Origin of the sequence: Acinetobacter sp. HY1485 (assembly GCF_027568475.1) — a bacterium.
Taxonomy (GTDB): Bacteria; Pseudomonadota; Gammaproteobacteria; order Pseudomonadales; family Moraxellaceae; genus Acinetobacter.
Genome location: NZ_JANKZG010000011.1, coordinates 24580 through 48249, shown reverse-complemented (window position 1 = coordinate 48249; position 23670 = coordinate 24580). Strand labels below are relative to the sequence as shown.

Sequence of the window (23670 nt, the reverse complement as noted above, 5' to 3'; positions counted from 1 at the left end):
ATCTGTACGGCATGGTTTTCTGTGCGTACTACGCCGTTGGCAGATACAGAGGTTTTTCCTGTTTTGATGTCACCAATACCAAGTTCACCCATTTCATTTTCGTAAACGCGGTCAATCGTGCCTGTTAATTCAATGTTTAAATCAGAAATCACCATAGATTCGCACAGCACCTCAACACCAATAAATTTTTGGCTTGGTGCAATGTGTTGGATGTACTTTTCCATAAGTGAGGTTGCAATGTTTTCTGATGTATTTTGATCGACCTCAGACCAATCAATTTCTGTATTTTGTTCTTTCCAAATCTGTTGGAAGATCACTTCTTTACATTCTTCAATGTGTGGTTGTTCACCTAGCATGTTGAGGTAATCCCAACGACCAATGCTTTCGTGTACAGCCTGACCAATTTGTGAACGTGAAGATGATGGCATTTTTTTCTTTAGAAGATTTTTTGCTTCCCAACGTGCAGGGCAATCAAATAGATCTCCTAGAGAACTTGCTCTAATAGAGAAAATTCGAGACATATTAGATACCCCAAATCAAGCTAGAAAGTGCATAGGAAATTACAACGTACAGAACAAACATGATTACGATAACCACAACACCTTTGAACAGGTCGATGAGGTTGGCGATAAGAATGTCTTTGAATGTAATGCGTAATTCCGAGGTAGCAGGGGGGTGAGCGTTATAAAAACTTGCCTGTTGTGTTTTGCGTTTAATTTGTTGCATAATTGCCTCGTTGTTTTGAAAAGCCCACGTAAACTTTGAACCGGTTGCGTGGGCTTTTTTTGTTTCGATGAAATTAATTTAGCAAAATACTAAATTTAGTGCAACATAAAATTAAGTATAAAACTAACTTTTTATTTAGTATAAATTATTATTTTTCTATTAATAATAAAAAACCCACCATAAAGGTGGGTCGTTTAGACAGCATTCGACTATAATTTCATACAGTCTCTACACCATTTAGTAAGACCATCTTCTTGCTTACTGTTTTTACCAAAACTTGTTTTCATGCGATTTCTTTTACAGTGAGGGCAATATTTCTGATTGGATTTTGGTTGTGGTTTCTTATTTGCATTATTAAGACAATCCAAACACCATTTTGTTAAACCATCAGAATTTTTAGGTGATTTACCAAATAAGCTGAAAGTAAGCTGCTTATTACATTTTGGGCATTCTTTTGAAGTTGTTTGAGAGGGTGTAAATACAAGTTCTTCTTGTTGTGGCTGTTGATCCAAAGCAAATTCTTTATCTTGCTTTTCAACTGAAATAGTTTTTAAGTTTTCTAATTTTTGATCAATACTTTGATCTGGTTTATATGATGTTTGGGTTGTGTCAAAAGTTTGTCGGCGTTCTATAGAAACTTCGCCGTCTTCAGTTTGAATGGTTCTTTTATGTGTAATGGTTGTAATATCTCTTTTTTCGGTCTTATTTTTATTTAAAAAATAAATGATTAATCCAATGCCAAGAACGATAAGTAGAAACCACATTTTTTTAATCCTTTTATTAAAAGAGCCTCTATTGGTAGAGGCTCTTAATGTGTCTTAGATTTTTCGATAAAGCCCAACAACTTTACCTAATATTTTCCCATTTATTATTTGTGAGCTAAATTTTTGATTTATAGATTGAAAATAATTTTTACTATTTTCAATTACTAACTCTTTAAACTCTACCTCTTGGTTCTCTTGATCTTGAACAATGACTAAGTCACCAGTCTTTAAAGCATTATTGTCAAAGTCGGGTTCAATATAGATACGATCGTTTGGTTCAAATTTAGGTGACATTGAATATCCAGTAACGATTAAACCATATCCATTTTCCCCAATATCTTTATTTGGTGGCAACCATTCATCTACAGTTGTATCTTTTAAATACTGATGAATAGAAGAAAAAGATATTGTTTCATTCCATTTCAAAACAGGCACAAACCCCTCTGTTAAGTTCTTGAATCCAAGAGAGGGAGTAGAAAGATCACCATCTGTATTACTCGCTTTCTTGTTTTCTGTATTTTTTATTTCATGTGAACTATCCATATAGCCATGAGGTAATAATAAAGATTTTTCAATTTTACGAGCAAGAGAAGCCCCCACCGCTGCGGGCTTACCATTTCTACCGACTTTGCAGTTAATAATTTGTGAGATATAAGCCGGTGCTGTACCTACCTTTTCGGAAAATACATTTTGTTTCATACCTGACTGTGTCATGAGCGCAATCAGATTGGCTCGTCTAATTTCTGAAATATCCATAATTTGAAGTCTATTAGTAAAATACTAAAAAATAAATATCGAAAAAACTAAATACTTTTGTTGCAAAATAATTAGTAAAATACTAAATTATGCGTAAGTATTAATGCTTTTACTAATTTTGAGGTTTTGTATGGCAAAACATGAAAAGAAACATGTTAAGTCACTTTTAGCTTATTTAAAGCAATCACAAGATGTTGAAAGTTTGGCTCAACGTATTGGGACAACACAAAAGAATTTATTGCAGATTGGTTATGGTGGTTCTGTATCAGCACGTTTAGCAATAAAAATTTGTGAAGCAACTAATCACGTTGTTTCAAAAAAAGAACTTCGTCCTGACATCTTTGCATAAAGGGCTAGTTTTAATGTCTGAAAGTTTAACGACAAGCATTACCTTCAAATGCACATACGAAGAAAAAAATAAGTTTGAAGCGATTGCACGCTCTCGCAGAGTGAGTACATCGGCTTTTATTCGTGAGTGTTGCATAAAGGAAATTCACGTTGTTGAGGAGTTATTAAATTCTCTCAGCAAAGAGTTTGGTCTTACCACAGATACTTTTCAACTTGAACAACCAGTTCAAATTTTAAAAACGGCAAGCACAAAAAAAGCCCAACAGTTGCGACCTGTTGAGCTTAGCTTGCCATTCCATCAGCAATGAAATGAGAACGTAAAATGATTTTAGCACAAACAAACCCAAAAAACACGGCGGTGCAGATATGAATGCAATCGTTAATATTGGAACAGAGGTGCAACCGATGACACAAGGCTTTACACCATTACCAAACTTTATTGTGGATGAGCGTTATTTAACAGTTCTAAGCGGTGAAGCTGTGAAATGCCTTATTGTGTTAAATCGTCATATTGCAGGGCATCATTTTGAAGAACGTGCATTGGGTGCAGGTTTTTTTAAAGATTTAACGGGTGTTCAGGATGTACGAACCATCCGTAAAGCGATTAATGAATTGGTTGATTACCAGCTTATTACTAGTCAAAAAGAGCTAGGTAAAAGCCGAATTTACACCCTTACTTTTAACAATCGTAAGGTGGTAGTTGAAGTAGAAAGAACCAAAAAACCACGTACACCAAATGCACCTAGTACACCAAATGTAGGTACATCAGATGATACTAGACCACTAACACAAGATGATACTAGTCCAATAACATACGATGTAGCTACATCACATGATACTAGTAGCATTTCATGTACTACCACTAGTGACATTTCATGTACTTCGACTAGTAGCATGAGATGTACCTCTGATAAAGAAATATTAAAAGAAAATATAAAAGAAAATAATAATAGTAGTAATACGGTATTAGAAAATACACAGGGTCAAAAACCAATTCAGTTTGTGACTTACCATGTTGAGAACCAAAAAAATTACAACTTGCTTGAACTCGTTTCTGAATACCCAAACTGCTCACTAGATTTTATCCAAGTTGCTAAAGACCGATTTCAAGATTTATCAGAATCTGATTTTGAAAACTTGATGCAAGGCTTTGGTGATTATTTTTCAGGTAAACCACAAAACAAAAACACCCCAAGCCTTTGGATGACCAAGTGGCTGACATGGGTTAATCGTAACAAACACGATTTAAACCAACGCCGTGTTGCTGAACAACCACAAGCCCCAACAAAACATAACCCTCGCAATGTGAACGATGCATGGGGAGAACCTAAAAAATACGCTCCAGTGATGGAGGATGACGCATGAGTGCTATGCCAAAATTTAAAATAGAACTTGAGCCAACCAACCAAGTTTGCTCAAAACATAACGAGCCAATGCTCATGATGTTTGGTCGTCCATTTTGTAAATCTTGCTCAAACGAAGCATTGCAAAACTCAAAATTTAGTACGGCAGACTTTGAACATATGCGAGATCAGAAACGTTTTGATAACGCCATGCTTCCAAAGCGTCATACGCACTGTACGTTTGAAAATTATATGACTCAACATTCAGGGCAAAAGTACGCTAAACAGCAGTTTGTGAGTTTTTACCAGGACTACCTCAAGGATCTAAAACGTAACGGCGTAATTGTAGGGCGTACTGGTACAGGCAAAACCCATCTAGCTTGTGCGTTGGCTCGTAATCTTCTTAGCAAAAAACAAAATATTCGCTATATCACATCCGAGGATATGAGTAACGAAATTGCGAAAGCATGGACGGACAAGAGCATGAATGAGTCCACGTTGATTGCTCAGTTCGTTGCATGTGATTTGCTGATCTTGGATGAATACGGTTTGCATGATCAACACGAAACACGTTTGCAATTGGTGCACAAGGTTTTATATGCACGTTATGACGCTTGTAAGCCAACCATGCTGATTTCTAATTTTACTAAAGATCAGCTTAAAGAAAATTTAGGGGATCGTCTGTGGTCTCGCTTCCAACAGGACAAACTCACGATGATTGAGTGCGATTGGGAAGATATGCGTAGTGGGGTGGTGGTGTGAATAATCAGCGTTTGATTGAATTGTCTCAAGTAAGCAATGCCGTCCTAACAGGTGAAATGGTGGTTTATAACCATTCTCAATTTATTGGCCATCAATGCAAAATTTACGATGTTCCCAAACCTATTAGCGAAAAAGAACAAGCCTTTAGAGAACGGTGGTGCAAACGACAATTAAGCAGTTTGCGTTTTAGCGAAAGCACAGCAGTTTTAGGGGGGGTGGGGAATGAGCGCACCCCACATCACATTTCAGCAACAACTCGATATTTTAATTTACGCCGTGTATGCCACAGAACCTGTTACAGGTGTGGATCTAAGAAATTTTGTGGTTGATTGCGATAAAAACCGTATGTCGATGTATTTACGCAGTCTGCAAGATGCAGGCCTGTTAGAAAGAATTGATTATGCCAAGTATCGGGCAACATCGTATGCAAAAGAATTAATGGGTGTGAAGCAGATATGAGAATGACAGAAGATGAGCTTAATGCTCATCTTGCTAAGCACAATAGCAAGCGAAATAACGCCGTAGAGCCAAAGAAAACCCAAAAGGGTAACAGAGCACTAGGACGGCTTAAACAAGGCGTTATGAACCAAACAGAAGCGAAATACGCCACACATTTAGAGCAGTTGAAGGTGCTAGGCGAGATTTCTTGGTATTCGTTTGAGGCTTGGAAGTTTCGTTTAGCCAATAAGACGTTTTATTCACCCGATTTTATTGTGATGAAAAGCACTGGAGAGTTGGAGGCACATGAAGTTAAGGGATATTGGGAAGATGATGCTCGTGTAAAAATTAAAGTGGCGGCACAAATGCACCCACTGCAATTTATCGCCGTGATGTGGAATAAGAACAACGATTGTTGGGATTTTGAGTATTTTTAATTAGGAGAGTGAATGGACGGATTAGACTTAGGGGTCGATTTTCTAGCTTTAGAGGACGACCCTCGCGCACGCGCGCGTTTTATTGTAGCAAAAGAGAAGGGAAAACGGTTTCTAAAAATCCGTAGACGCTATAAAAAACCTGACTTTGCACGCATGATTTTGGATCTACGAAACTTAGGTTGGTCGCACGAAAAGATTGCGGTGGTACTTGATGTAAGTGGATCTTCTACGGTGAGTTCGTGGGCAACAGGCACACGTCCTTTTTACGAACACGGCGATATGTTTATTGAGCTATGGAAAGACCAAACACACTTAGAACGCTACCCAAGGGAGGGAGAGTGGGATTATAGATACGATATTGGGCAATTAGACTTACTTTAGTTTTTTGTAGGAAGTATGATTAGCAAAAAATTGGGGGTGTGGTGTGGAAGAAAGAAGTTTTGAACATGGAAGGGCGATATTAGAAGATTGCGAGGGAAAAATTCTTGGATATTTAGATAATGCCATTAATTTCATAAATATTGTTCCTAAGAAACAATTTTCGAAAATACAAATGGGAGAAAAAAATAAAAATCATAGGTCTTTATTGGAATTGAGATTCTATGTTAGTCAGTTAAAAACATATTATACGCATCAAGATTGGATAAATCACAAGGTAAACAAATTCGATATCCTTGATTTATTAAAAAAAATGCAAAACATATTAGAAACAGCTGAGTTGAGTTCCAAAAATCAATATAGATCATTAACGGAACTTGATCTATATTATGTTCTTAAAATGGAGGATAGTTCTCGTTATTTTGATGAGGAGATTATCATAAGTTTCTATTTTAATAATTTCCTAGACATTTATAGTGAAGTATTACAAAGGGATTTTTTAGATTCATTAATTAATCATTCTATAGCTATAGAAAAAGGTACTAGTTCAGAAGAATTACAGATCAAGCTAACAGCTATCGCTAATAAGGAAAATGTATTAAGAGAAAAAAATAAGTTAAGCGAACAAAAAGAAAATGAAGCTATATCAAGCCTTATTAGAGCTAAAGACTTTTTTGAGGAAGCTCAAAAGTCAGCTAAAAGTGCTAGAGAATTAAATAACAGAAAAAGTAGTGAGTATACTGAAAAATCGTATAAAGAAGCAGCAGATTTCTATTTGAAGCAAGCGAAAAATATGACAAAGGCATTTTACGCGATGATATTCTTAGGATTGGTAGTAAGTATTGTGTTAACGATTTTGTATCCAATAGATTCAGAACATATTATTAATCCACTTATACAAAAAATTATTGTTGCTTCAATTTTTATTATATTAATAACTTTTTTTTTGAGACGTTCTACTCAGTATTATCGCTTAGCTTTTCAAGCTAAACAAACATCTTTAGAGTTAGAAGCTTTGCCCTTTTTCATGTTAAATGTTAAAGAAAGTGATCAGCAAAAAGAGATCTATGCAAAATTAGCTGAAAAGTATTTTGGTAAAGAATTGGATCAGACACAAAATGACAAAATTGCCGAGATAGTTCAAGATCAGGCTAAGTTGAGTGTTGATCTTGCTAAGCAAATGACAGAAGTAATGAAAGACTTTAAGAGTGTCACCGAGAAGCCTAGTAGTGAAGGTAAATAATACCCAACCAATCTAATCCTATCTCATTCTAAATTGCCCTTACACAATGTAGGGGCTTTTTTTATGGCACGAACAACACAAACACCGGGCAAACCAAAAGCGGTACCCGAAAAAGAAAAAACAGAACAAACCGTAGGTGAAGATCAAACAGATCCAATACCGTCAGTAGAAGGGTGTGAGGGTCAGTCGGTTGATCCTTTAGTTATTCCTGACTACCAAGAACAGCTAGATCGCATCGAATCTAAGCTTGATGCACTGCTTGAGCAAGGTGGTGTCGCCGTGAAAGAAACAAAGCGTTGGCGACATGATCCTAAACGTGGCCATGTGTTTGAGTAAGGGGGTAGCTTATGTGTGGTGGTAAAGTTGCAAAGACAGATCCCGAAGCGGATGCTCAAGCAGCTGCAGATAAAGCAGTAACTGAGACCAACAAGAAAAAAGCATTACGCAACGGCGCAAATACAGACAGTGTGCTTGCTAGTGCAAATGATTCAACCAATAAAGCAAAAACAACGCTAGGTGGTGGCTAATATGGACGCTACTGCTCAGCAACTCTGTTCTCGCTTTGGTCAACTGAAACTTGCACGCTCAATCCATGAAGCACATTGGTCTGATTGCTACAAATTTGGTGCACCTGAACGTCAACAAGGCTTTGCTTCGGTTGATTCTAAATCGCAACGTGAGAAAGAACGTGCAGAGCTATATGACTCAACAGCGGCAGAATCTATACAGTTGCTTGTATCCATGATTATGTCGGGCGTTACCCCGGCTAACTCTATTTGGTTTCAAGCAACGCCTGACGGCGTAGATGATGTCAGCAAGCTAACAGATGGTGAGCGTTGGCTTGAGCAAGTATGTCAGTTTATGTGGCGTAATATTCATGCGGCTAATTTTGATAGTGAGTCGTTTGAAACAATCACAGACGTTGTCGTTGCTGGGTGGGGCGTTCTTTATATTGACATCGACCATAAGGAAGGTGGTGGCTATGTGTTTGAGTCGTGGCCAATAGGCTCATGTTGGATCTCCTCAAGCTTACCCAATGGTCGGGTTGATATTGTTTACCGTGAACATGAAATGACGGCTCAAGCCATGGTTAATGCCTATGGTGAAGATAAATGCAGTACGGACGTTAAAAACGCCGTGGCTAATGAGCCTGACAAGTGTTTTAAGTTATTACACGTCATTCAACCACGCAAGACTAAGGGTGCAGGTCAGCTTAATACTGATATGCCTTATGCCTCATATCACGTTGATATTAGCAATAAAACAGTGCTTAAAGAGTCAGGGTACCAAGAGTTCCCATGCTCAATCCCACGTTTGCGCCGTCTGCCTAACTCTGTGTATGGCAATGGTCAAATGTCTGTGGCATTGCCTGATGCTAAAACCTGTAATGAGTTAATGAAGCAGACACTACGTGCAGCAGACATGCAGATTTGCGGTATGTGGATTGCAGAAGATGACGGCGTACTTAATCCGCATACAGTCAAAGTAGGGCCACGCAAAGTTATTGTGGCCAACAGCATTGATTCAATGAAACGTCTTGATGATGGTGTGAACTTTCAGATCGCAGACTACCTACTTGAAAACCTACAGGGCGGTATTCGTAAAAAGCTCATGGCAGATCAGCTACCGCCTATTGGTGCACAGCAGATGACGGCGACTGAGATTAATACACGTGTAGAGATTATTCGTCAGCAACTTGGCCCATTGTACGGACGTTTGCAAACTGAATACCTGCAGGTGTTGTTAGATCGTTGTTTTGGTCTTGCCTTGCGTTCAGGTGTGCTTGGTGATGCCCCACAAGAGTTATGGGGTGCAAACCTATCCTTTAAGTTTATTTCGCCGTTAGCACGTGCACAGCGTTTAGATGAAGTGGTGGCAACAGAGCAATTCTTAGCATCGGTTGCAAATATGGCCAACATTGATAAGACGGTGCTTGATGTCGTGGATTTTGATGCGGCAGCGAATGTAATGGGTAAAGGTCGTGGCGTACCACAATCTATCTTACGCACTGAAGACGAGATTAATGATCTGCGTCAGGCACGTCAAAAGGCACAGCAAGAGCAACAAGAACAAGCTATGAAAGCACAAATGGCACAGCAGATGGGCGGTGCTATGGCAAAAGGTGTAGAGAAGAACATGGCACAAGACCCAAGTGCAATGCAGGGCATGGACATGGGGGGAATAATGCAATGATTTATGTATTGATCGCCGTCATTCTTATTCTTTTATTGCTGTTAGGTGTGATGACTTGGTTGTGGTTTAAGGCAAGACAATCTAAGCCAACAATTCAAGTGCCACAAGCAGATGATACGGACAAGCCTACAAAAGCTATCCGCCACAGATACCCACGTAAACCAACGCCACAGGACTATTACACGTTGTTTGAATGTCACCCCATTGGTCAAGACATTTTAGATGACTTGGTGAGTGTATTTGGTGGCTCAAGCTATGTACGTGGCGGTCAAGATGCAGACCGTGAAACATGCTTTAGAGCAGGGCGTAAGCACGTTGTAGACCACATTCTTATTCAGATTAGTAAAGCAAACCAACAAAATTTAAATGATTCAGAGGTACAGATAGATGACTGAGCAAGCACAACAAGAAGCAGTACCGGGTGCAGAGCAAGGACAAGAACAACTTAGCACGGCGTTAGGTGATGGTGAGCAAGGACAAGAGCAAGGTGGCGAGGGTAATCCACAAGGTGAGCAATCTCAAGCCTTAGCATCTGCTGATGATTACAGCGTGGATATTGAGGGTTTTAACTTTGATGACTTTAAGGGCATTGAAGAAAATAAAGCCTTTTTAGACCGTGCACATGAAGCAGGGATCACTAACGACCAATTGAAGTTTGTGCTTGGTGAATACAACGACATCATTCCTAAAGTTGCCGAGGGCATGCAACAGTTTAAAACCGAAGATTGCACGGCGACTCTACAAAAAGAATGGGGTGATGACACCAAAGCCAATCTAGGGCTTGCACTTAAAGCAGCACAATCAGCAGGGCTTACGATTGATCAGATTAATGCAGATCCTGCCATTGGTAATAACCCTGCCGTAATTAAATTGCTCACCCATTTTGGTAAGCAAATGCAAGAGGACGTACCCCCTCAAAACACACAACCTACCACTAGTGAAGATGTTTCACAATTGATGGCAAGTGAAGCGTATATGAACCCGAACCATCCAGACCACAAGCGTGTGTATGAGCAGGTACAACGCTCTTATGAAAAAAACTATAGAGGTTAATGAGCATGCCTATTGCTAATCAAAATCAAATTACATCTGCGTTTATTCAGCAGTTCCATGACACGTTTGAAGTTGCAACACAACAAAATGAGTCACGTCTTTTAAAAACAGTAACAAATCGTGGTCGTATTAATGGTGCATCTTTTACGATCAATGATCTTGGATCTGTTGAAATGGAAGACTATGCACGTTTTTCTGATACGTCTTGGCAGATCCCCGAAGCAGGTGTGCGTACGGCGATTATGAGCGATAAGAAGTTATTTATTCCTATCGAACATTCAGATATACCGAAGTTACGTGCAAACCCACAAGATAAATATGCAAAGATTTGGCTTTCTGCACGTGAGCGTGAAGTTGATAAAATTATTTATAAAGCATTACTGGGTTCTATTTCTCGCCGTACCGTAAACGATAGTGGTGATGAAGAACTTAGCACAGTTGCTTTACCAACTAAGCAGATCATCTTGTCTAGTAGTGCAGGCTTTACTAAAGAAAAATTAGTATTGGCTAAATCTTTCTTCCGTGACAACGAATGTGATGAAGAAAACGGCGAAGAAATTACGATCCTTTATAACTCAGCAATGCTTTCACAGATCTTGCTTGATACGACTTTGACTAGTGCAGATTTTATGTCTGTGAAAATGTTGCAAGAAGGTACGTTAAGCAAAAAATGGCTTGGCATTAACTGGGTGCCGTACAACAAATTAGACAATGGTGCAGGTGGCGATAAAGAACGCCGTACTGTGATGTATACCAAAACATCTGTGCATTATGGTGATGCTGAAATTTCACAGTTCAAAATCAATGAACGTGCAGACAAAAACAACATTATGCAAATGGGCGGTGTGCAGTCTATGGCGGCAGGTCGTTCAAATGAAAATAAAGTTGTAGCTATCGACTTTACGATCTAACTAGAAAAGCCATACGCACCGCCGTGTGGCTTTTAGGTATCTGCCTATGATGCGTTGTCCAATTTGTAGAAAGTCATCACACACAAGAACAAGTCGCTACCTTACGTCCAATACAAAAGAAGCGTACTACCAGTGCCAAAACATCAAGTGTTCAAGCACATTCAAAACATTAGAAAGTATTGCCAAAGTGCTTTCTAGACCAGAAATAATTAAGGGGTAAGTCATGTCAGAGTGCAATCAGTCTAAATGCATTGGTGTTGATATTCAGCTTTTAGAGCACAAAGCAGAAAATGCAAAAAAAGAAACCGAGCTTTTGATTAAGCGTATTGCGTGTTTGATTTCAGCATATAACACCACTCAATCAGAAGAAATATTGCAAAAAATCGACCAACTAGCATTGGAACTATAAGGTAGTTAAAAATGGAAAAAGTAGCAAAAGAACTGCTTCAAGAAGCTGCACATGAATTAACAACACTTCATAATTTAACTGTAAGTGATACAGGTGGTAAAGAAACTTGGATTAGCGATACACAGCTTCTAGTTAATAAGATTGATGAATTTTTAAAACACTCATCTTTTAAAGGTAATTGCTCTGCTGAGCGACCATGTACGCCGTGTTACACAGATCAAAGTATCTGTGAAGAAAAGCTTCAAGCATTCCTAACTGAAATGACAGAGGTTTCATATAAGCACGGTTTGAAGTTTGTGCATCCACTTAATGCAGATACTCTAGCAGTAACAGAATTACATGAGGATGATTTACGTGGGGGTGGAATAGGTTATCAAGAAGTTATTAAAGGCTCTGGGTTTGTAGAGTTTTAATACGCCCCAAATCACACACCAAACCATAGCTAAACCTCAGTCACCATACCCAAAATGACTGAGGTTTTTTACTATGACAACTACCCAAGTAAGCATCTGCAATGAAGCATTAAATCTATGTGGTGCAGGATCTATCATCAGCTTAGATGACAATACTTCTAATGCACGCCGTTGTGCTTCTATTTACGATCAAACACGTTTATCACTAATTCGCATGCATCCATGGTCATGCTGTGTTAAACGCATCACCTTATCACCCTCAAACGTACATCCATCGTTTGGTTATGCCAATGCGTTTCCTTTGCCTAAAGACTTTGTGCGTTTGGTCAGTGCAGGGACCAAAAACTTTGATATAGAAAATCGTCATATCTTGGCGAATAGTGCATCTATTCAGCTTGTTTATGTATCTGATAATGATAATGAGCAGACGTGGGATTCATTGCTATCTGAAGCAATGGCACTGTATTTATGCTCAAAGATTGCTAAACCGATTACAGGTAGTCAAGCAGAGGCAGACAGCGCATGGCAAAAATTACAAATGCTACTCAAACAAGCGCGTGCCATTAATGGTCAGGAACGACCAAGCCAAACATTCTACGGCGATGATGAAGCAAGTCTGATTGGGGTGCGCTACTAATGAAAGCCACCATCTTAAAAAATAACTTTAGTTCAGGTGAGCTATCGCCGTTATTGTCAACTCGTACAGACGTACAGCAATATGCCAATGGTGCAAAGCAGTTATTTAATGCCATTCCACTTGTTGAAGGTGGTGTGCGTAAAAGACCGGGTACTTATTTCAGAACGCAGATAAATGATGCAGTGCGCTTAGTACCGTTTGTGATTGAGTCTAAAAATCCTTTCGTGGTTGTGTTTAAAGCCAAGCAACTATTGATTTATAACCCACGCACGTATGCGGTTGTTGCCACACTAAACTCACCATATACCGCACAACAGGTTAAAGATATTCAATACGTACAATATCGCTATGACACGTTTATCACTCACAGCGAAGTACCTGTATATCGCTTACGTTGCTCTAAAGATTTTACCAATTGGGAGATGGCAGAATTTTCATTCTCACACCCACCGCTTGATGATGACAATGCACGCTATCCATTTCGTAAAGCAACGCCGTCAGATAAAACGATAGGTTCGTACATTACTGTAAGTTTAAATAATATTGCCAAATGGGTTGAGACCACATCATATTTGGCAGGTGATTTTGTTGCATCCGATGAAAAATATTACCAAGCGATACAGGATAGTTTAGGACAAAAACCCTCTAATTATCCGGAGTATTGGGCGAATGTAAGCGAAGCTGAGGCAGATACATTTAAACCTACCGATGTTGGTCAATACATGGGTATTAACAGTGGTATTGTCAAAATCACTAAGTTTATTAGTGAGAGTCAGATTGGTGGTGAAATTGTTAAAGGTTTTGACTCAGTAAACCCTGCAATTGAGCGTTCATGGAGTATTACGCCGCCTGCCTTTGGTAGCACCAATGGCTACCCACGTTGTTGCACTTTCTTCAAACAACGTCTTGTGCTTGCTAATATTTCAGCCGCACCAAACAAGGTGTGGTTCAGTGCTACCGGGGGAAATGCTAATTTTTTAGAAACTACAGAAGATGCGGACGCATTTAGTGTGGTGAGCTCGTCAGGACTTGCAAACTCTATTTTATTCTTAGAAGCCACAAGAGGGGTTGTATGTCTCACATCGGGCGGTGAATACATGATTAGTAGTGATGGGACACTAACCCCCACTACAGTTGAAATTAAGGAGCATACGGCGTATGGAGCATATCCAGTAACACGCCCTTGCCGTGTGGGTAATGAACTCATTTTTATTCAACGTGGCGGTCAGCGCGTCCGAGCACTATCGTATCGTTATGAAGTTGATGGTTTGGTATCGCCTGAAATATCGGTTATGTCTAGCCACATCGGTGTAGATCATGGCGGTATAGATGAAATTGTTTACATGCAAGAACCTGAGTCCTTGGTGTGGTGTAAGTTAGGTGATGGTACCGTAGCATCTGTAACGTTTAATCGTGATCAAGAAGTCATTGCATGGGCAAGACATGATTTTGGCGGTACAGCAATTTCGTTATGTTCAGTACCAACACAGCTTGGTAGTGATCAAGCATTTATATTAGTGAATCGTAACGGCGTTATTTGCCTAGAAGAAATCAGTTTTAATGCAAACTTAGACTCACAACGTACAGTCGCTATTTCTAATGATGCGGTGAGTGTTGAGGGGGCAACGTACTTAAACCAGTATCAGCTTTTGGCCATTAAAGAGCATGGTTATTACACCGTTTCAGCCAATCAAAATAATAATACTTTAGTGATTCCTGATAATGAGGAGTCGGGGAATTTAGAGTTAGGGCAACCCTTTATTACCACTGTAAAGCTATTCCCACCTGAAATATCACAAGCCCCTGCAACCTCACTCAATTCTAAAGCCAAGGTATCAAGAATAGCTTTTTTTCTACATGAAACGAGGGGCGTTAAATTCAATGGTAATGAGCTAGAGATCAATACATTCAATGATAATCCACTTGATACTCAACCCTTATTTACAGGTCGACACTTATACGAAGGTGGGGATTTTGGGGAGTTATACGAGCTAGACCTTGTGATAACACTTGACCAATCGCTACCGTTTCACTTGCAAGCTATAGCTATCGAAATAAGTGTGAATGATCGCTAATGAAAGTACGTGTAGCAACATTGTCAGATATTCCAATCCTTGTCTTATTTGGGCGTGACTTTATGCAAGAGTCACCCCATTACCAACGCCGTGAATATGATGCAAGCAAAGCAGAACAACACTATAAAGAGTTACTAAAAACAGGGGCTTTATTTGTTGTAGAAACAGCAACAGGTGATGTGGTTGGTGGCTTTGCAGGAGGTGTAGGCAAAGATTGGTTTAATAATGAAAAAATTGCCTTTGATTACGTGATGTATGTAAAGCCTGATTATCGAAATACACGTGCAGCGTATTTATTGGTGGATGCGTTTATGTCTTGGGCGAAGATTGTCGGGGCAGATCGGGTACAGGCAGGTACAACTACAGGTGTTAAATCTCGCGCTTGCACACGTTTGTATCAGCACTTTGGTTTAACAGAGTACGGCGTTGTATTAGATGGAGTATTAGAAGCATGAGTGAAGTTATTGCCCCTGATAATACAGAACTGTTAAAGCGTGTTTTAGGTGATGTTTTCCAAAAAACCTACATTGATGTGGTGCGTGGCGTACAGACTCAAATGACCGAGCAAATAGAGCAAGGTGATATTGAAGCATTGGATATGCCCATCCATCACTATTTTGCCCCTGATGTTTACATGCGCCAAATGGATGCACCTGCAGGTGCGTTGGTGGTAAGTAAGATGCACCGTACAGAACACTTAAATATTTTACTTAAAGGTACTGTAACGCTTGCCACAGAGCATGGCATTAAAACAGTAACAGCACCGCAAGTAATTAAATCAATGCCCGGTACGAAGCGTATTGGTTATTTTCATACAGATGCGTCATGGCTAACAATTCATCCTACCCAAGAAACAGATCTAGAAAAAATAGAAGCACAGGTGATTGTGCCTGATGACCAAATAGAGACTTTTCTTAAAGCAATTAATTACAACCATAAGGAGTTTTTAGCATGAGTTGGGTTGCAGTTGCAGCTGCCGCCGCTGTAGCAAGTGCGGCTATTACGGGTTATTCAGCATATGAGTCCAATAAAACAGCCAAAGAACAGGCACAAGCGGATGCAGATGCAACATCTGCACGTGGGCGTTTAGAAGCAGATCGTATTTTAAAACAAAAAGAGAAACAGCAATCTCAAGCACGTGCCGCTGCAGCAGAGAATGGCTTGGATATTAACGAAGGTACCGCCATTAAAATTAACGATGAGATTGAATACGGCGGTCAATATGATGCAAAGATTGCAGAACAAACGGGCTATAACTCATCACAGCGATTACAAGCACAAGCTAAGCAGTATCAATCTAATGCTAATACAGCTTTAGCAGCAGGTACTTTAAATGCAACTTCTGCAGCTGCAAGTGGGTGGAAATAATGGCTAAAATTCCAATAGGAAACTTTGGTAATGCATTGCCCGAAGTTCAGCAAACGCATTTACCACAAAATAACCTATCTGATTTAGGGCAAGCGGTTGGTAATGCAAGTCGTGTTATTGCACAAAAAGCCCAACAGCAAGACCAAGAACAGCGACAAAACGAAGCGGCCAATAAGGTTGCTGAACTAAATAATAATAAGATCGCAGAGCAAAAAGCACAGCTACACGTTGATGATGCTTATTCTACGCAGTTTAGTGATGCCTACGCCGATATAAAAAATAGAGTAGGTAATGGGGCAATATCAGCACAAGACGCCAATGCAGAGCTTACACAGAAGTCTGACGAGATATTTAAAACACTAGAACCTAATATTCCTGATGCATTTAAGCAAAGTATGCGTGATTCATGGAATTCAAGTGTTAATAAAAGCCGTTCTAGTTTTGCACCCTTGCAGATCAAAGCAGATGAGCAAATACAACTCACTAATCTAAGTGATGCTTCACAGATCTATGGACGTGATCAAGACCAAGAACAAGGTCGCCAAAAATTTGATAAATATGTGGATGGTCTAACCATTGGTGAATCGCAAAAAGCTGAGGCTAAAACCAAGTTTCGTGCAACACAAGAATATAATGGCGTACAGCGTTCCATTACAGATGCCACTACCTTGCAAGATCCTAATGCACTCACAATGATTGAAAGCACACTGGGCGAAAAAACATATTTAACAGAAGAACAAACACAAGGTATTCGTAAACAGATCCTATCTGTAAAAACATCTATTCAAAATAAATTAGATGCACAGGAGAATCGCCGTGTGTCTGAGTCAGGCAAGGTACTCAACGATTTTAAAACCCAAGTAATGTCAGGCCTACCAATTGATGATACCTATATTGCCAATGTTAAAACGGCAGTTGCAGGCACACCTAACGAGGGTGAGTTTGGTTTATACAATGCCCACTATGACAAGATTCAGCAGTTTGCTCATTTAAGTGCACCAGATCAACTTAAAAAGATTAATGAGTTTGAGCAACAAGTACAAAGTACCAAAACTTCAAATCCTGCCGATATTAAAAAGTTATTAAGTGTCTACCAAGGCATTTACGATCAAAAGAAAAAACAAAATGAAACCGATCCTAACCAATCTGCTCAAAGCAAAGGTTTAGAGGTTAAGCCGACTACGGCGATAGATCTACGCATGAACCCAAGTAACTTTATTGGTAACGTGGTTCATAACGGCATTAATTTAGTTTCGATGCAAAAAACAGATGGCACAATTAAAATGCTACCCATTGGCCCTGCAGATTTACCGAATGCTAAACAAGAATGGGAAGCCAAAACACCCGTACAAAAATTAGATTTTATTGGTCAGTTGATCAATCAAACTAAGGGTGTAACAGGTGGTAATAAGGTATGGGGTGCGGTACTAGGTCAGCTTGGTAATAAAGATAATATTTATGTATCTGCAGGTGTGGCCAAAATGAATAACTTGCACTCTACAGATGGTATAGACGTAGCCACTTCAATTATTCGTGGCCATGCTTTACAGCAAAGTAAAAACTTTTATCTGCCCAAAGAGGATGATTTACGTTCAGCATTTAATACTTATGTAGGGCAAACAGTACAAGGTACAGCTTCGGATCAACAGTACGCCGTATTTAAGAGCCTTTACGCTGATGTGGCAAATCAAACAGGTACGGTACACGTCAAAGATGACACCCCTGATAAACAAGTTTTAAATTCAGCTTTGGCCTTGTCTACAGGTGGAATTTATACACAAAACGGATCTTTTACACGCGCTTTAGGTGGTAAGTCGAGCGATTGGAAGGTTGCTAAACCTTATGGCATGGAAGATCAGATTTTTGAAAACCGTATTGAGCAAGGTTATGAGCGTTTGGCAGATAAATTTAAACAACCTACAAGCTACTTTAGAAACAACTACCGTTTGCGTATGACAGATCGTAAAGATCAAACAGGTGCACGTTTGTATGAGCTGCTTAATTCACGTGATCAAGTCGCATATCAAATAGGATTGTAATATGGCAACGTGGCTAAATGATGCAAATACGCAAGAACAAGACGAACAACAAGCAACACTCCAAACAGATCTAGGCAATGCGGTAGCACCAAAAAAAGAAGCTGGGTTTTTTGATGGTGCAGGATCTGCATTTTTGCGTGGTGGTGCAGTTGGGGTAATTAAAGTGGGTAATGCAGTGATGCGTCCACTTGAGGCTGTTGGCGACCGATTAGCTTATAGTTATCAAGACTCACAAGATGAAGGGTTACCTAAAGAAAGTTTTGATGAGTTTCAAGCTAAGCGACAAAAAAAACGTGATGATCTGACGTATGCAGGTATTGATATGTTGGAGGACAAAGAAAATACAGGTACGTTGGGCAATATTGCTTTATCGCTTGGTGATTATACTTTACGTGGTGGTTTGGGTGCGGCTACAGGTGGAGCATTAGGTGCAGCATCTTTAACTGCAGGCTCAACAGGTGATTATGTTTACCATGATTTAGTACATAAAGGAGTTGATAAGCAAACTGCTTTACAAGTGGCCACAACCAACGCCGTGGTCGATGGTGTAGGTACTTTTTTACCTGCATCTTATGGCTTTAAGGGTACAGGCGGTTTGTTAAAAGATGCTGCCGTATCGGTAGGTGGTGCGGCAGGTTTGTCACAAGGTGGTCAGGCTATTAGCCATGCGGTACTGAGCAATAATGGCTATGACAAGGAATCCAAACAATATGAGTTTACAGGTGAGGGTTTAGCCACAGACTTAATACTAGGTGGTTTATTATTTGGTGGCGCTCGTTATATGGGGCGTAAAAGCCAAGATTTAACAGATACTCAGTACGATGCTAGACAAGATGCAACCCAACAAGTCTTACACAATAATGAAACTGAGGTAGATAACAGTGCTTTAAACACTGCAGATAAGCCCACTCAAGAAAAGCATTATCAAAACCTCGATGTTGCACGTGAGCAGATGAACACGGCGCAACCTGTAAATGTGCCACATGAAATAAAACAAGAGCAAAAAGCCACACAACCGATTAATTACAATGCTTACAACCTATCTGATAATGCCAAGCTGATTGCAAATAAAGCACAACAAGCAGGGATAGATCCAAGTATTGCCTTGACAATTAGCCACATCGAGACAGGTGGTACATTCCAAAGCCGTGCACAAAACCCGACATCATCAGCAAATGGTTTGTTTCAAGTTCTAGATTCATCGTGGAAACGTTTGGGTGGTCAGAACCGTGCAGATGTAAATGAGCAAATCCGTATTGGCTTAAAGCATATTGAAGAATCCAACAAGGTAATGCGTAAAGGATTGGGGCGAGATCCAAGTGGTTCGGAGTTTTATTTAGGTCATTTACTTGGGCCATCGGGTGCAGTCAAAGTTTTAAAAGCAGATCAATCACGACCACTCATTGACGTGGTGCGTCAATATGATGCTAAGAACGCAAATGACATTGTAAATAATAATGCAATGAAAGGTTTAACCGTTGGGCAGGCTTTACAGAAGTGGCAAGGTAAATGGAATAATGTGAGCAGTCGGTACGGCGGTAATGGTATTAGCCGTGTAAATGCATTAGATGGATCTGCCTACGATTTTAGCTATGAAGTGCATAATTTAGATGATCTTATTACTTCTAATGATCGTAATTTAAATACTAACCCTGCATATCCTGCCGAGTTACAACCACGTGACCGTACACGTACAGCATCAAAACAACAAATTGAAGATATGGCCAATGATTTAAAACCTGAATTATTGGCTGAGAGTCCTAAAATATCAGATGGTGCACCGATTATTGGTCATGATAACGCCGTGGAAAGTGGTAATGGGCGTACCCTTGCCATAGGTCGTGCTTATGAAGATGGTAAAGCTGATGCGTACCGTAGCTATGTAGAAGATTATGCAACGCAACGTGGTTTAGATATATCAGGAATTGATAACCCTGTATTAGTTCGTAGACGTTTAACAGATACTGACCGCGTTCAGTTTGCACGTTTGGCTAATGAATCGGACGTAGCGCATTTTAGTAGTACAGAACGAGCATCAACCGATGCAGACCGATTGCCTGACGCAAGCTTATTAAAGCTGAATCAAGATGGTCATATTAACCTAGATGGTTCAATGGACTATGTGCGTCAGTTTTTATCTGCTTTGCCTAAATCTGAGCAAGGTAGCTTGATGACAGGTGATGGACGTTTAAGCCAAGATGGTAAACGCCGTATTGAATCTGCTTTAGTACATAAAGCTTATAATGATCCTAATCTAGTTGCACGTTTATCTGAGCATTTAGACGATGATAGTAAAACTGTACTCAATTCATTGTTGCGTGTTGCCCCACAAATTGCACAGCTTGGCGATTTAGTAAAACAAGGGGGTCGTCACTCCAACACGATTGCCCAAGATTTGGCACAAGCGGCACAAAAATTAAGTGATATTAAATCAAGTGGTTCAAATGTCCGAGATTATTTAAACCAAGGTCAGTTGGTAGATGATGGATTAAGTACAGGTGCGAGAGATTATTTAAATGTATTTGCAGAAAATAATCGTAGTGCAAAAGCCATTACCGAAAATATCCAAAACAAACTAGATGAAGTTGAAGCAATGGGAGATCCACGGCAAGGCTCGTTGTTTGGTGAAACTCCTGAACAGCAATCTGCACTTAACATCATCACGCAACAGCCTGACCAATTGATCTCGGTAAGTCGTGAACGTCCAGATGGTCAGATTGAAGAAATTACCATGACATTACGTGAACGGCTTGATGAATTAGAAGCAGAAACAAAGCAAGCAGACGAAGATATTTTGGCAACACAAACAGCGTTAAGTTGTGCCTTACAATTTGGTGAATAGTGATGAAACAACAATGTAAAGAAGCCGTAGCAAAGGCACTAGGTAAAGCAAAACTTAATCAGCAAGAAGCTCAAAAAATTGAACAGCGTGTTCGTGATGCCATGAAAAGCTTAGCAAAGCAAGATATTGATAAGTGGCGAAACATGAGCCAATCGGAACGTATTGCGGCGGCAGGTGAGCAAGTTGCGATTGATATTAAATCGGACATGAAACGTAAACGTCAGATATTTGCTCAAGATGCCTTAAAACAAAATCAAAACATTGCTTTATTAGATCATGAGCGATTAGCACCGATGGATGTTGTAGATCGTATGGTTGCACCACACGGCGATATGTCAGGTATTCAATCTTTAGATAGTCAGGCACGTGCATTAGCTTCAATTTATAAAGGTCAGTTGGTAGATCTCTATACCAACATTAAAGGTGCAATGGGTGTATTTACAGATCAAAAGCTTGTTGAAGATATTATTCGTGAACGCTTTAACCAAGACACAGGTAATACGGTTGCAAAACAAATCAGCAATAAGATGGGTAAAGTCTTTGATGATATGCGTGAGCGATTTAACCGTGCAGGGGGTGACATTGGTAAGCTAGATGATTGGGGTTTACCACAAACGCATAGCCTAGAAAAAATTGCTAAAGCAGGCAAGGAAGCATGGGTGGCCAAAGCCACAGACCTCATTAACCGAGATAAGTACGTTAAAGAAGATGGTCAGCTTTATAACAACGATGAAATAAAAGAACTGCTAGATAATGCGTTTGATACGCTTGTGTCTGATGGGGCAAATAAGATTGAGATAGGGCGACAGCGTGCAGGTGGTGGTACTTCAAAAGTAACCAATAAACATTCCGATAGTCGTGTACTTCATTTTAAAGATGCAGATGCATGGTTGGATTATCAACATGAGTTTGGGGGTACGCCGTTTGTTGATTTGGTTGAGGCACATATTAGTGGCTTATCTAAAGATATTGCCATGGTCGAAAACTTAGGGAGCAACCCAAAAAATGCCATGCGTATTTTGATGGATGCAGCAGAACGAAAATCTTTTGATCGTGACCTCGAGCACGACCAAACACAGAAAAAACGCAAACGTGCTGAAACCATGTTTAACGAATTTACAGGCGGTAATACCCCACAAAGCGAGGTTTTAGCCAATTTAGGGATTGGTTATCGCTCACTTAATGTTGCATCGATGCTAGGTGGTACAACAATTTCATCAGTTGCAGATCAGGCAACCATTAAAAAAACAGCATCCGTACATGGCTTGGCATATACAAAAGTATTTGGTGAGTTACTACATGAATTAAATCCAAAAAATAAAGCAGATCGTGAGCAAGCACATAGCTTAGGTTTAGCGACAGAAGAAATGTTGGGGTCTATTGCACGTTGGGCAGATGATGGTTTGACATCAACACATGGTAAGGCTGAAAAATTTGCACGTGTATCAAGTGGTATTGCTAACCAAGTGATGCGTGTATCAGGTCTGAATGCATTAACTGCAGCTTCAAAAATTGGGTTTTCTAAATTATTAATGGAAAAGTACGGACGTTTAACACGTACAAAAGATTGGAATGATCTAGATGCCAATGACCGAGAGTTGTTAAAAAATACAGGACTAGATGAACGTGCATGGCAAGTGATGCGCTTGGCTGAACCAGTACTTGATTCAAAAGGTCACAAGCTTATGTCAGCTCAGTCAATCTATGAAATTCCTGATGAGGCATTAAAGCACTTTGAAAATCCACGTCAGGTACGTGAACAAGTTGCCACACAGTTTCAAACCCATCTATTAGATGAACAAGGTATGGCAGTTATTGAGGGTGGTTTACGTGAACGCACATTAATGTCTGCCGGGCAACAAAAAGGTAGTGGTATGGGTGAGATCATTAAAAGTATGTTGCAGTTTAAAACATTCTCGGCTGCATTCTTAATGAAGCACGGTTCACGTGCAATGGCTCAACCTACTCTACAAGGCAAGGTTATATATGCTGCATCTTTAGCGGCAACGATGACTGTATTGGGTGGTCTTGTTGTCCAACTTAAAGAGTTGGCAAATGGCAATAACCCTCAACCTATGTGGGATGGTAGCGATCCAAATATTGCATTGGCATTCTTGGGCAAGTCGGTAGTAGCAGGCGGTGGTTTACCTGTTTTGGGTGATATTATTTCTGCAGGTGTGGATCCAACAGGGCGAGGCGTATCTGATTTTCTTGTTGGCCCATTAGGTTCAGATATTAAAACTGCTTTGGGTGTGACGGTAGGCAATGCAAACCAATGGTATGACGGTAAGGATACTAATGCAGCGAATGAAGCATTTAAGGCAATCAAAAGTAAGATCCCTGCTCAGAACCTTTGGTATACCAAGCTTGCCACTAACCGTTTATTGTTTGACAACTTTCAAGATATGATTGCACCAGGATACCGCGAAAAAGTATTAAGAAAGGCACAGCGTCAGCAACACCGTACACGTTGGTGGGGTGATGATTTTGATGTGGATGCACCTAATTTTAGTGAAGTGATTCAGTAGGAAGAAT

At 39.9% G+C, this 23670-nt stretch carries 29 protein-coding genes; 25 read left to right on the top strand and 4 right to left on the bottom strand.

The genetic code is table 11. The annotated features are described in order from the left end of the window. From PCI70_RS10775 to PCI70_RS10760, 4 genes are all read right to left on the bottom strand, one after another. A partial coding sequence (locus tag PCI70_RS10775; RefSeq protein WP_269915340.1) for a PD-(D/E)XK nuclease family protein occupies positions 1-521 on the bottom strand: 521 nt, incomplete at its 3' end. A 1-nt stretch (position 522) separates the two neighbouring features. After that, positions 523-726 carry a hypothetical protein gene (locus tag PCI70_RS10770; protein WP_269915339.1) on the bottom strand — a complete coding sequence of 68 codons (204 nt, stop codon included), beginning with the start codon at positions 724-726 and terminating at the stop codon, positions 523-525. Between the two features lie 209 nt (positions 727-935). Next, entirely contained in the window at positions 936-1490 is a 555-nt protein-coding gene (locus tag PCI70_RS10765; RefSeq protein ID WP_269915338.1) for a hypothetical protein, read from the bottom strand. Between the two features lie 54 nt (positions 1491-1544). Beyond that, positions 1545-2246, bottom strand: coding sequence for a LexA family transcriptional regulator (locus PCI70_RS10760; RefSeq protein ID WP_269915337.1), 702 nt, complete (start codon positions 2244-2246; stop codon positions 1545-1547). 130 nt (positions 2247-2376) lie between these two features. On the opposite strand from PCI70_RS10760, the gene PCI70_RS10755 reads away from it, so the two are divergent. The 25 genes from PCI70_RS10755 (at position 2377) to PCI70_RS10640 (ending at position 23663) form a co-directional block, all read left to right on the top strand. Continuing rightward, a complete protein-coding gene (locus PCI70_RS10755) occupies positions 2377-2595 on the top strand; it encodes a YdaS family helix-turn-helix protein (RefSeq protein ID WP_269915336.1) in 219 nt (72 codons plus the stop codon). 13 nt (positions 2596-2608) lie between these two features. Further along, positions 2609-2902 (top strand): hypothetical protein, encoded by a 294-nt coding sequence (locus PCI70_RS10750; RefSeq protein ID WP_269915335.1) that lies wholly within the window; start codon positions 2609-2611, stop codon positions 2900-2902. A gap of 58 nt (positions 2903-2960) precedes the next feature. Beyond that, on the top strand, positions 2961-3959 hold the full coding sequence (locus tag PCI70_RS10745) for a hypothetical protein (RefSeq protein WP_269915334.1): 999 nt from the start codon (positions 2961-2963) through the stop codon (positions 3957-3959). Next, positions 3956-4699, top strand: coding sequence for an ATP-binding protein (locus PCI70_RS10740; protein ID WP_269915333.1), 744 nt, complete (start codon positions 3956-3958; stop codon positions 4697-4699). Before PCI70_RS10745 ends, PCI70_RS10740 begins: the two co-directional genes overlap by 4 nt. Positions 4700-4921: 222 nt before the next feature. Further along, positions 4922-5158 carry a hypothetical protein gene (locus tag PCI70_RS10735; protein WP_269915332.1) on the top strand — a complete coding sequence of 79 codons (237 nt, stop codon included), beginning with the start codon at positions 4922-4924 and terminating at the stop codon, positions 5156-5158. Beyond that, entirely contained in the window at positions 5155-5574 is a 420-nt protein-coding gene (locus PCI70_RS10730) for a hypothetical protein (RefSeq protein ID WP_269915331.1), read from the top strand. Before PCI70_RS10735 ends, PCI70_RS10730 begins: the two co-directional genes overlap by 4 nt. 12 nt (positions 5575-5586) lie before the next feature. After that, complete coding sequence (locus tag PCI70_RS10725; RefSeq protein WP_269915330.1) at positions 5587-5955, top strand: hypothetical protein; 369 nt, start codon at positions 5587-5589, stop codon at positions 5953-5955. 43 nt (positions 5956-5998) lie between these two features. Continuing rightward, entirely contained in the window at positions 5999-7195 is a 1197-nt protein-coding gene (locus tag PCI70_RS10720) for a hypothetical protein (protein ID WP_269915329.1), read from the top strand. Positions 7196-7258: 63 nt separating this feature from the next. Beyond that, positions 7259-7531, top strand: a complete 273-nt coding sequence (locus tag PCI70_RS10715; RefSeq protein ID WP_269915328.1) for a hypothetical protein — start codon at positions 7259-7261, stop codon at positions 7529-7531. 11 nt (positions 7532-7542) lie between these two features. Further along, on the top strand, positions 7543-7722 hold the full coding sequence (locus PCI70_RS10710; RefSeq protein ID WP_269915327.1) for a hypothetical protein: 180 nt from the start codon (positions 7543-7545) through the stop codon (positions 7720-7722). Position 7723: 1 nt separating this feature from the next. After that, a complete protein-coding gene (locus PCI70_RS10705) occupies positions 7724-9388 on the top strand; it encodes a portal protein (protein WP_269915326.1) in 1665 nt (554 codons plus the stop codon). Beyond that, positions 9385-9783, top strand: a complete 399-nt coding sequence (locus PCI70_RS10700; protein WP_269915325.1) for a Bbp19 family protein — start codon at positions 9385-9387, stop codon at positions 9781-9783. The genes PCI70_RS10705 and PCI70_RS10700 overlap by 4 nt, the downstream gene beginning before the upstream one ends. After that, on the top strand, positions 9776-10441 hold the full coding sequence (locus PCI70_RS10695; RefSeq protein WP_269915324.1) for a hypothetical protein: 666 nt from the start codon (positions 9776-9778) through the stop codon (positions 10439-10441). Before PCI70_RS10700 ends, PCI70_RS10695 begins: the two co-directional genes overlap by 8 nt. Positions 10442-10446: 5 nt before the next feature. Continuing rightward, positions 10447-11352 carry a phage capsid protein gene (locus tag PCI70_RS10690; RefSeq protein ID WP_269915323.1) on the top strand — a complete coding sequence of 302 codons (906 nt, stop codon included), beginning with the start codon at positions 10447-10449 and terminating at the stop codon, positions 11350-11352. 46 nt (positions 11353-11398) lie between these two features. Then, the gene (locus PCI70_RS12195) at positions 11399-11572 is read left to right on the top strand and encodes an ogr/Delta-like zinc finger family protein (RefSeq protein ID WP_442865210.1); all 174 of its coding nucleotides are present in this window, start codon (positions 11399-11401) and stop codon (positions 11570-11572) included. Positions 11573-11575: 3 nt separating this feature from the next. Further along, positions 11576-11761, top strand: coding sequence for a hypothetical protein (locus tag PCI70_RS10685; protein WP_269915322.1), 186 nt, complete (start codon positions 11576-11578; stop codon positions 11759-11761). 11 nt (positions 11762-11772) lie between these two features. After that, the gene (locus PCI70_RS10680; RefSeq protein WP_269915321.1) at positions 11773-12174 is read left to right on the top strand and encodes a hypothetical protein; all 402 of its coding nucleotides are present in this window, start codon (positions 11773-11775) and stop codon (positions 12172-12174) included. 73 nt (positions 12175-12247) lie between these two features. Continuing rightward, positions 12248-12811 (top strand): hypothetical protein, encoded by a 564-nt coding sequence (locus tag PCI70_RS10675; protein ID WP_269915320.1) that lies wholly within the window; start codon positions 12248-12250, stop codon positions 12809-12811. Beyond that, a complete protein-coding gene (locus PCI70_RS10670) occupies positions 12811-14886 on the top strand; it encodes a carbohydrate-binding protein (RefSeq protein WP_269915319.1) in 2076 nt (691 codons plus the stop codon). Before PCI70_RS10675 ends, PCI70_RS10670 begins: the two co-directional genes overlap by 1 nt. Continuing rightward, positions 14886-15341, top strand: coding sequence for a GNAT family N-acetyltransferase (locus PCI70_RS10665; RefSeq protein ID WP_269915318.1), 456 nt, complete (start codon positions 14886-14888; stop codon positions 15339-15341). The genes PCI70_RS10670 and PCI70_RS10665 overlap by 1 nt, the downstream gene beginning before the upstream one ends. Further along, positions 15338-15841 carry a hypothetical protein gene (locus tag PCI70_RS10660; RefSeq protein ID WP_269915317.1) on the top strand — a complete coding sequence of 168 codons (504 nt, stop codon included), beginning with the start codon at positions 15338-15340 and terminating at the stop codon, positions 15839-15841. Before PCI70_RS10665 ends, PCI70_RS10660 begins: the two co-directional genes overlap by 4 nt. Next, positions 15838-16254: a hypothetical protein gene (locus tag PCI70_RS10655; protein ID WP_269915316.1), complete on the top strand. Its 417-nt coding sequence runs from the start codon at positions 15838-15840 to the stop codon at positions 16252-16254. Before PCI70_RS10660 ends, PCI70_RS10655 begins: the two co-directional genes overlap by 4 nt. Next, entirely contained in the window at positions 16254-18293 is a 2040-nt protein-coding gene (locus tag PCI70_RS10650; RefSeq protein WP_269915315.1) for a methyl-coenzyme M reductase, read from the top strand. Before PCI70_RS10655 ends, PCI70_RS10650 begins: the two co-directional genes overlap by 1 nt. 1 nt (position 18294) lies before the next feature. Beyond that, complete coding sequence (locus PCI70_RS10645; protein ID WP_269915314.1) at positions 18295-21135, top strand: lytic transglycosylase domain-containing protein; 2841 nt, start codon at positions 18295-18297, stop codon at positions 21133-21135. 2 nt (positions 21136-21137) lie between these two features. Next, on the top strand, positions 21138-23663 hold the full coding sequence (locus PCI70_RS10640) for a hypothetical protein (protein WP_269915313.1): 2526 nt from the start codon (positions 21138-21140) through the stop codon (positions 23661-23663). Positions 23664-23670: the final 7 nt, after the last annotated feature.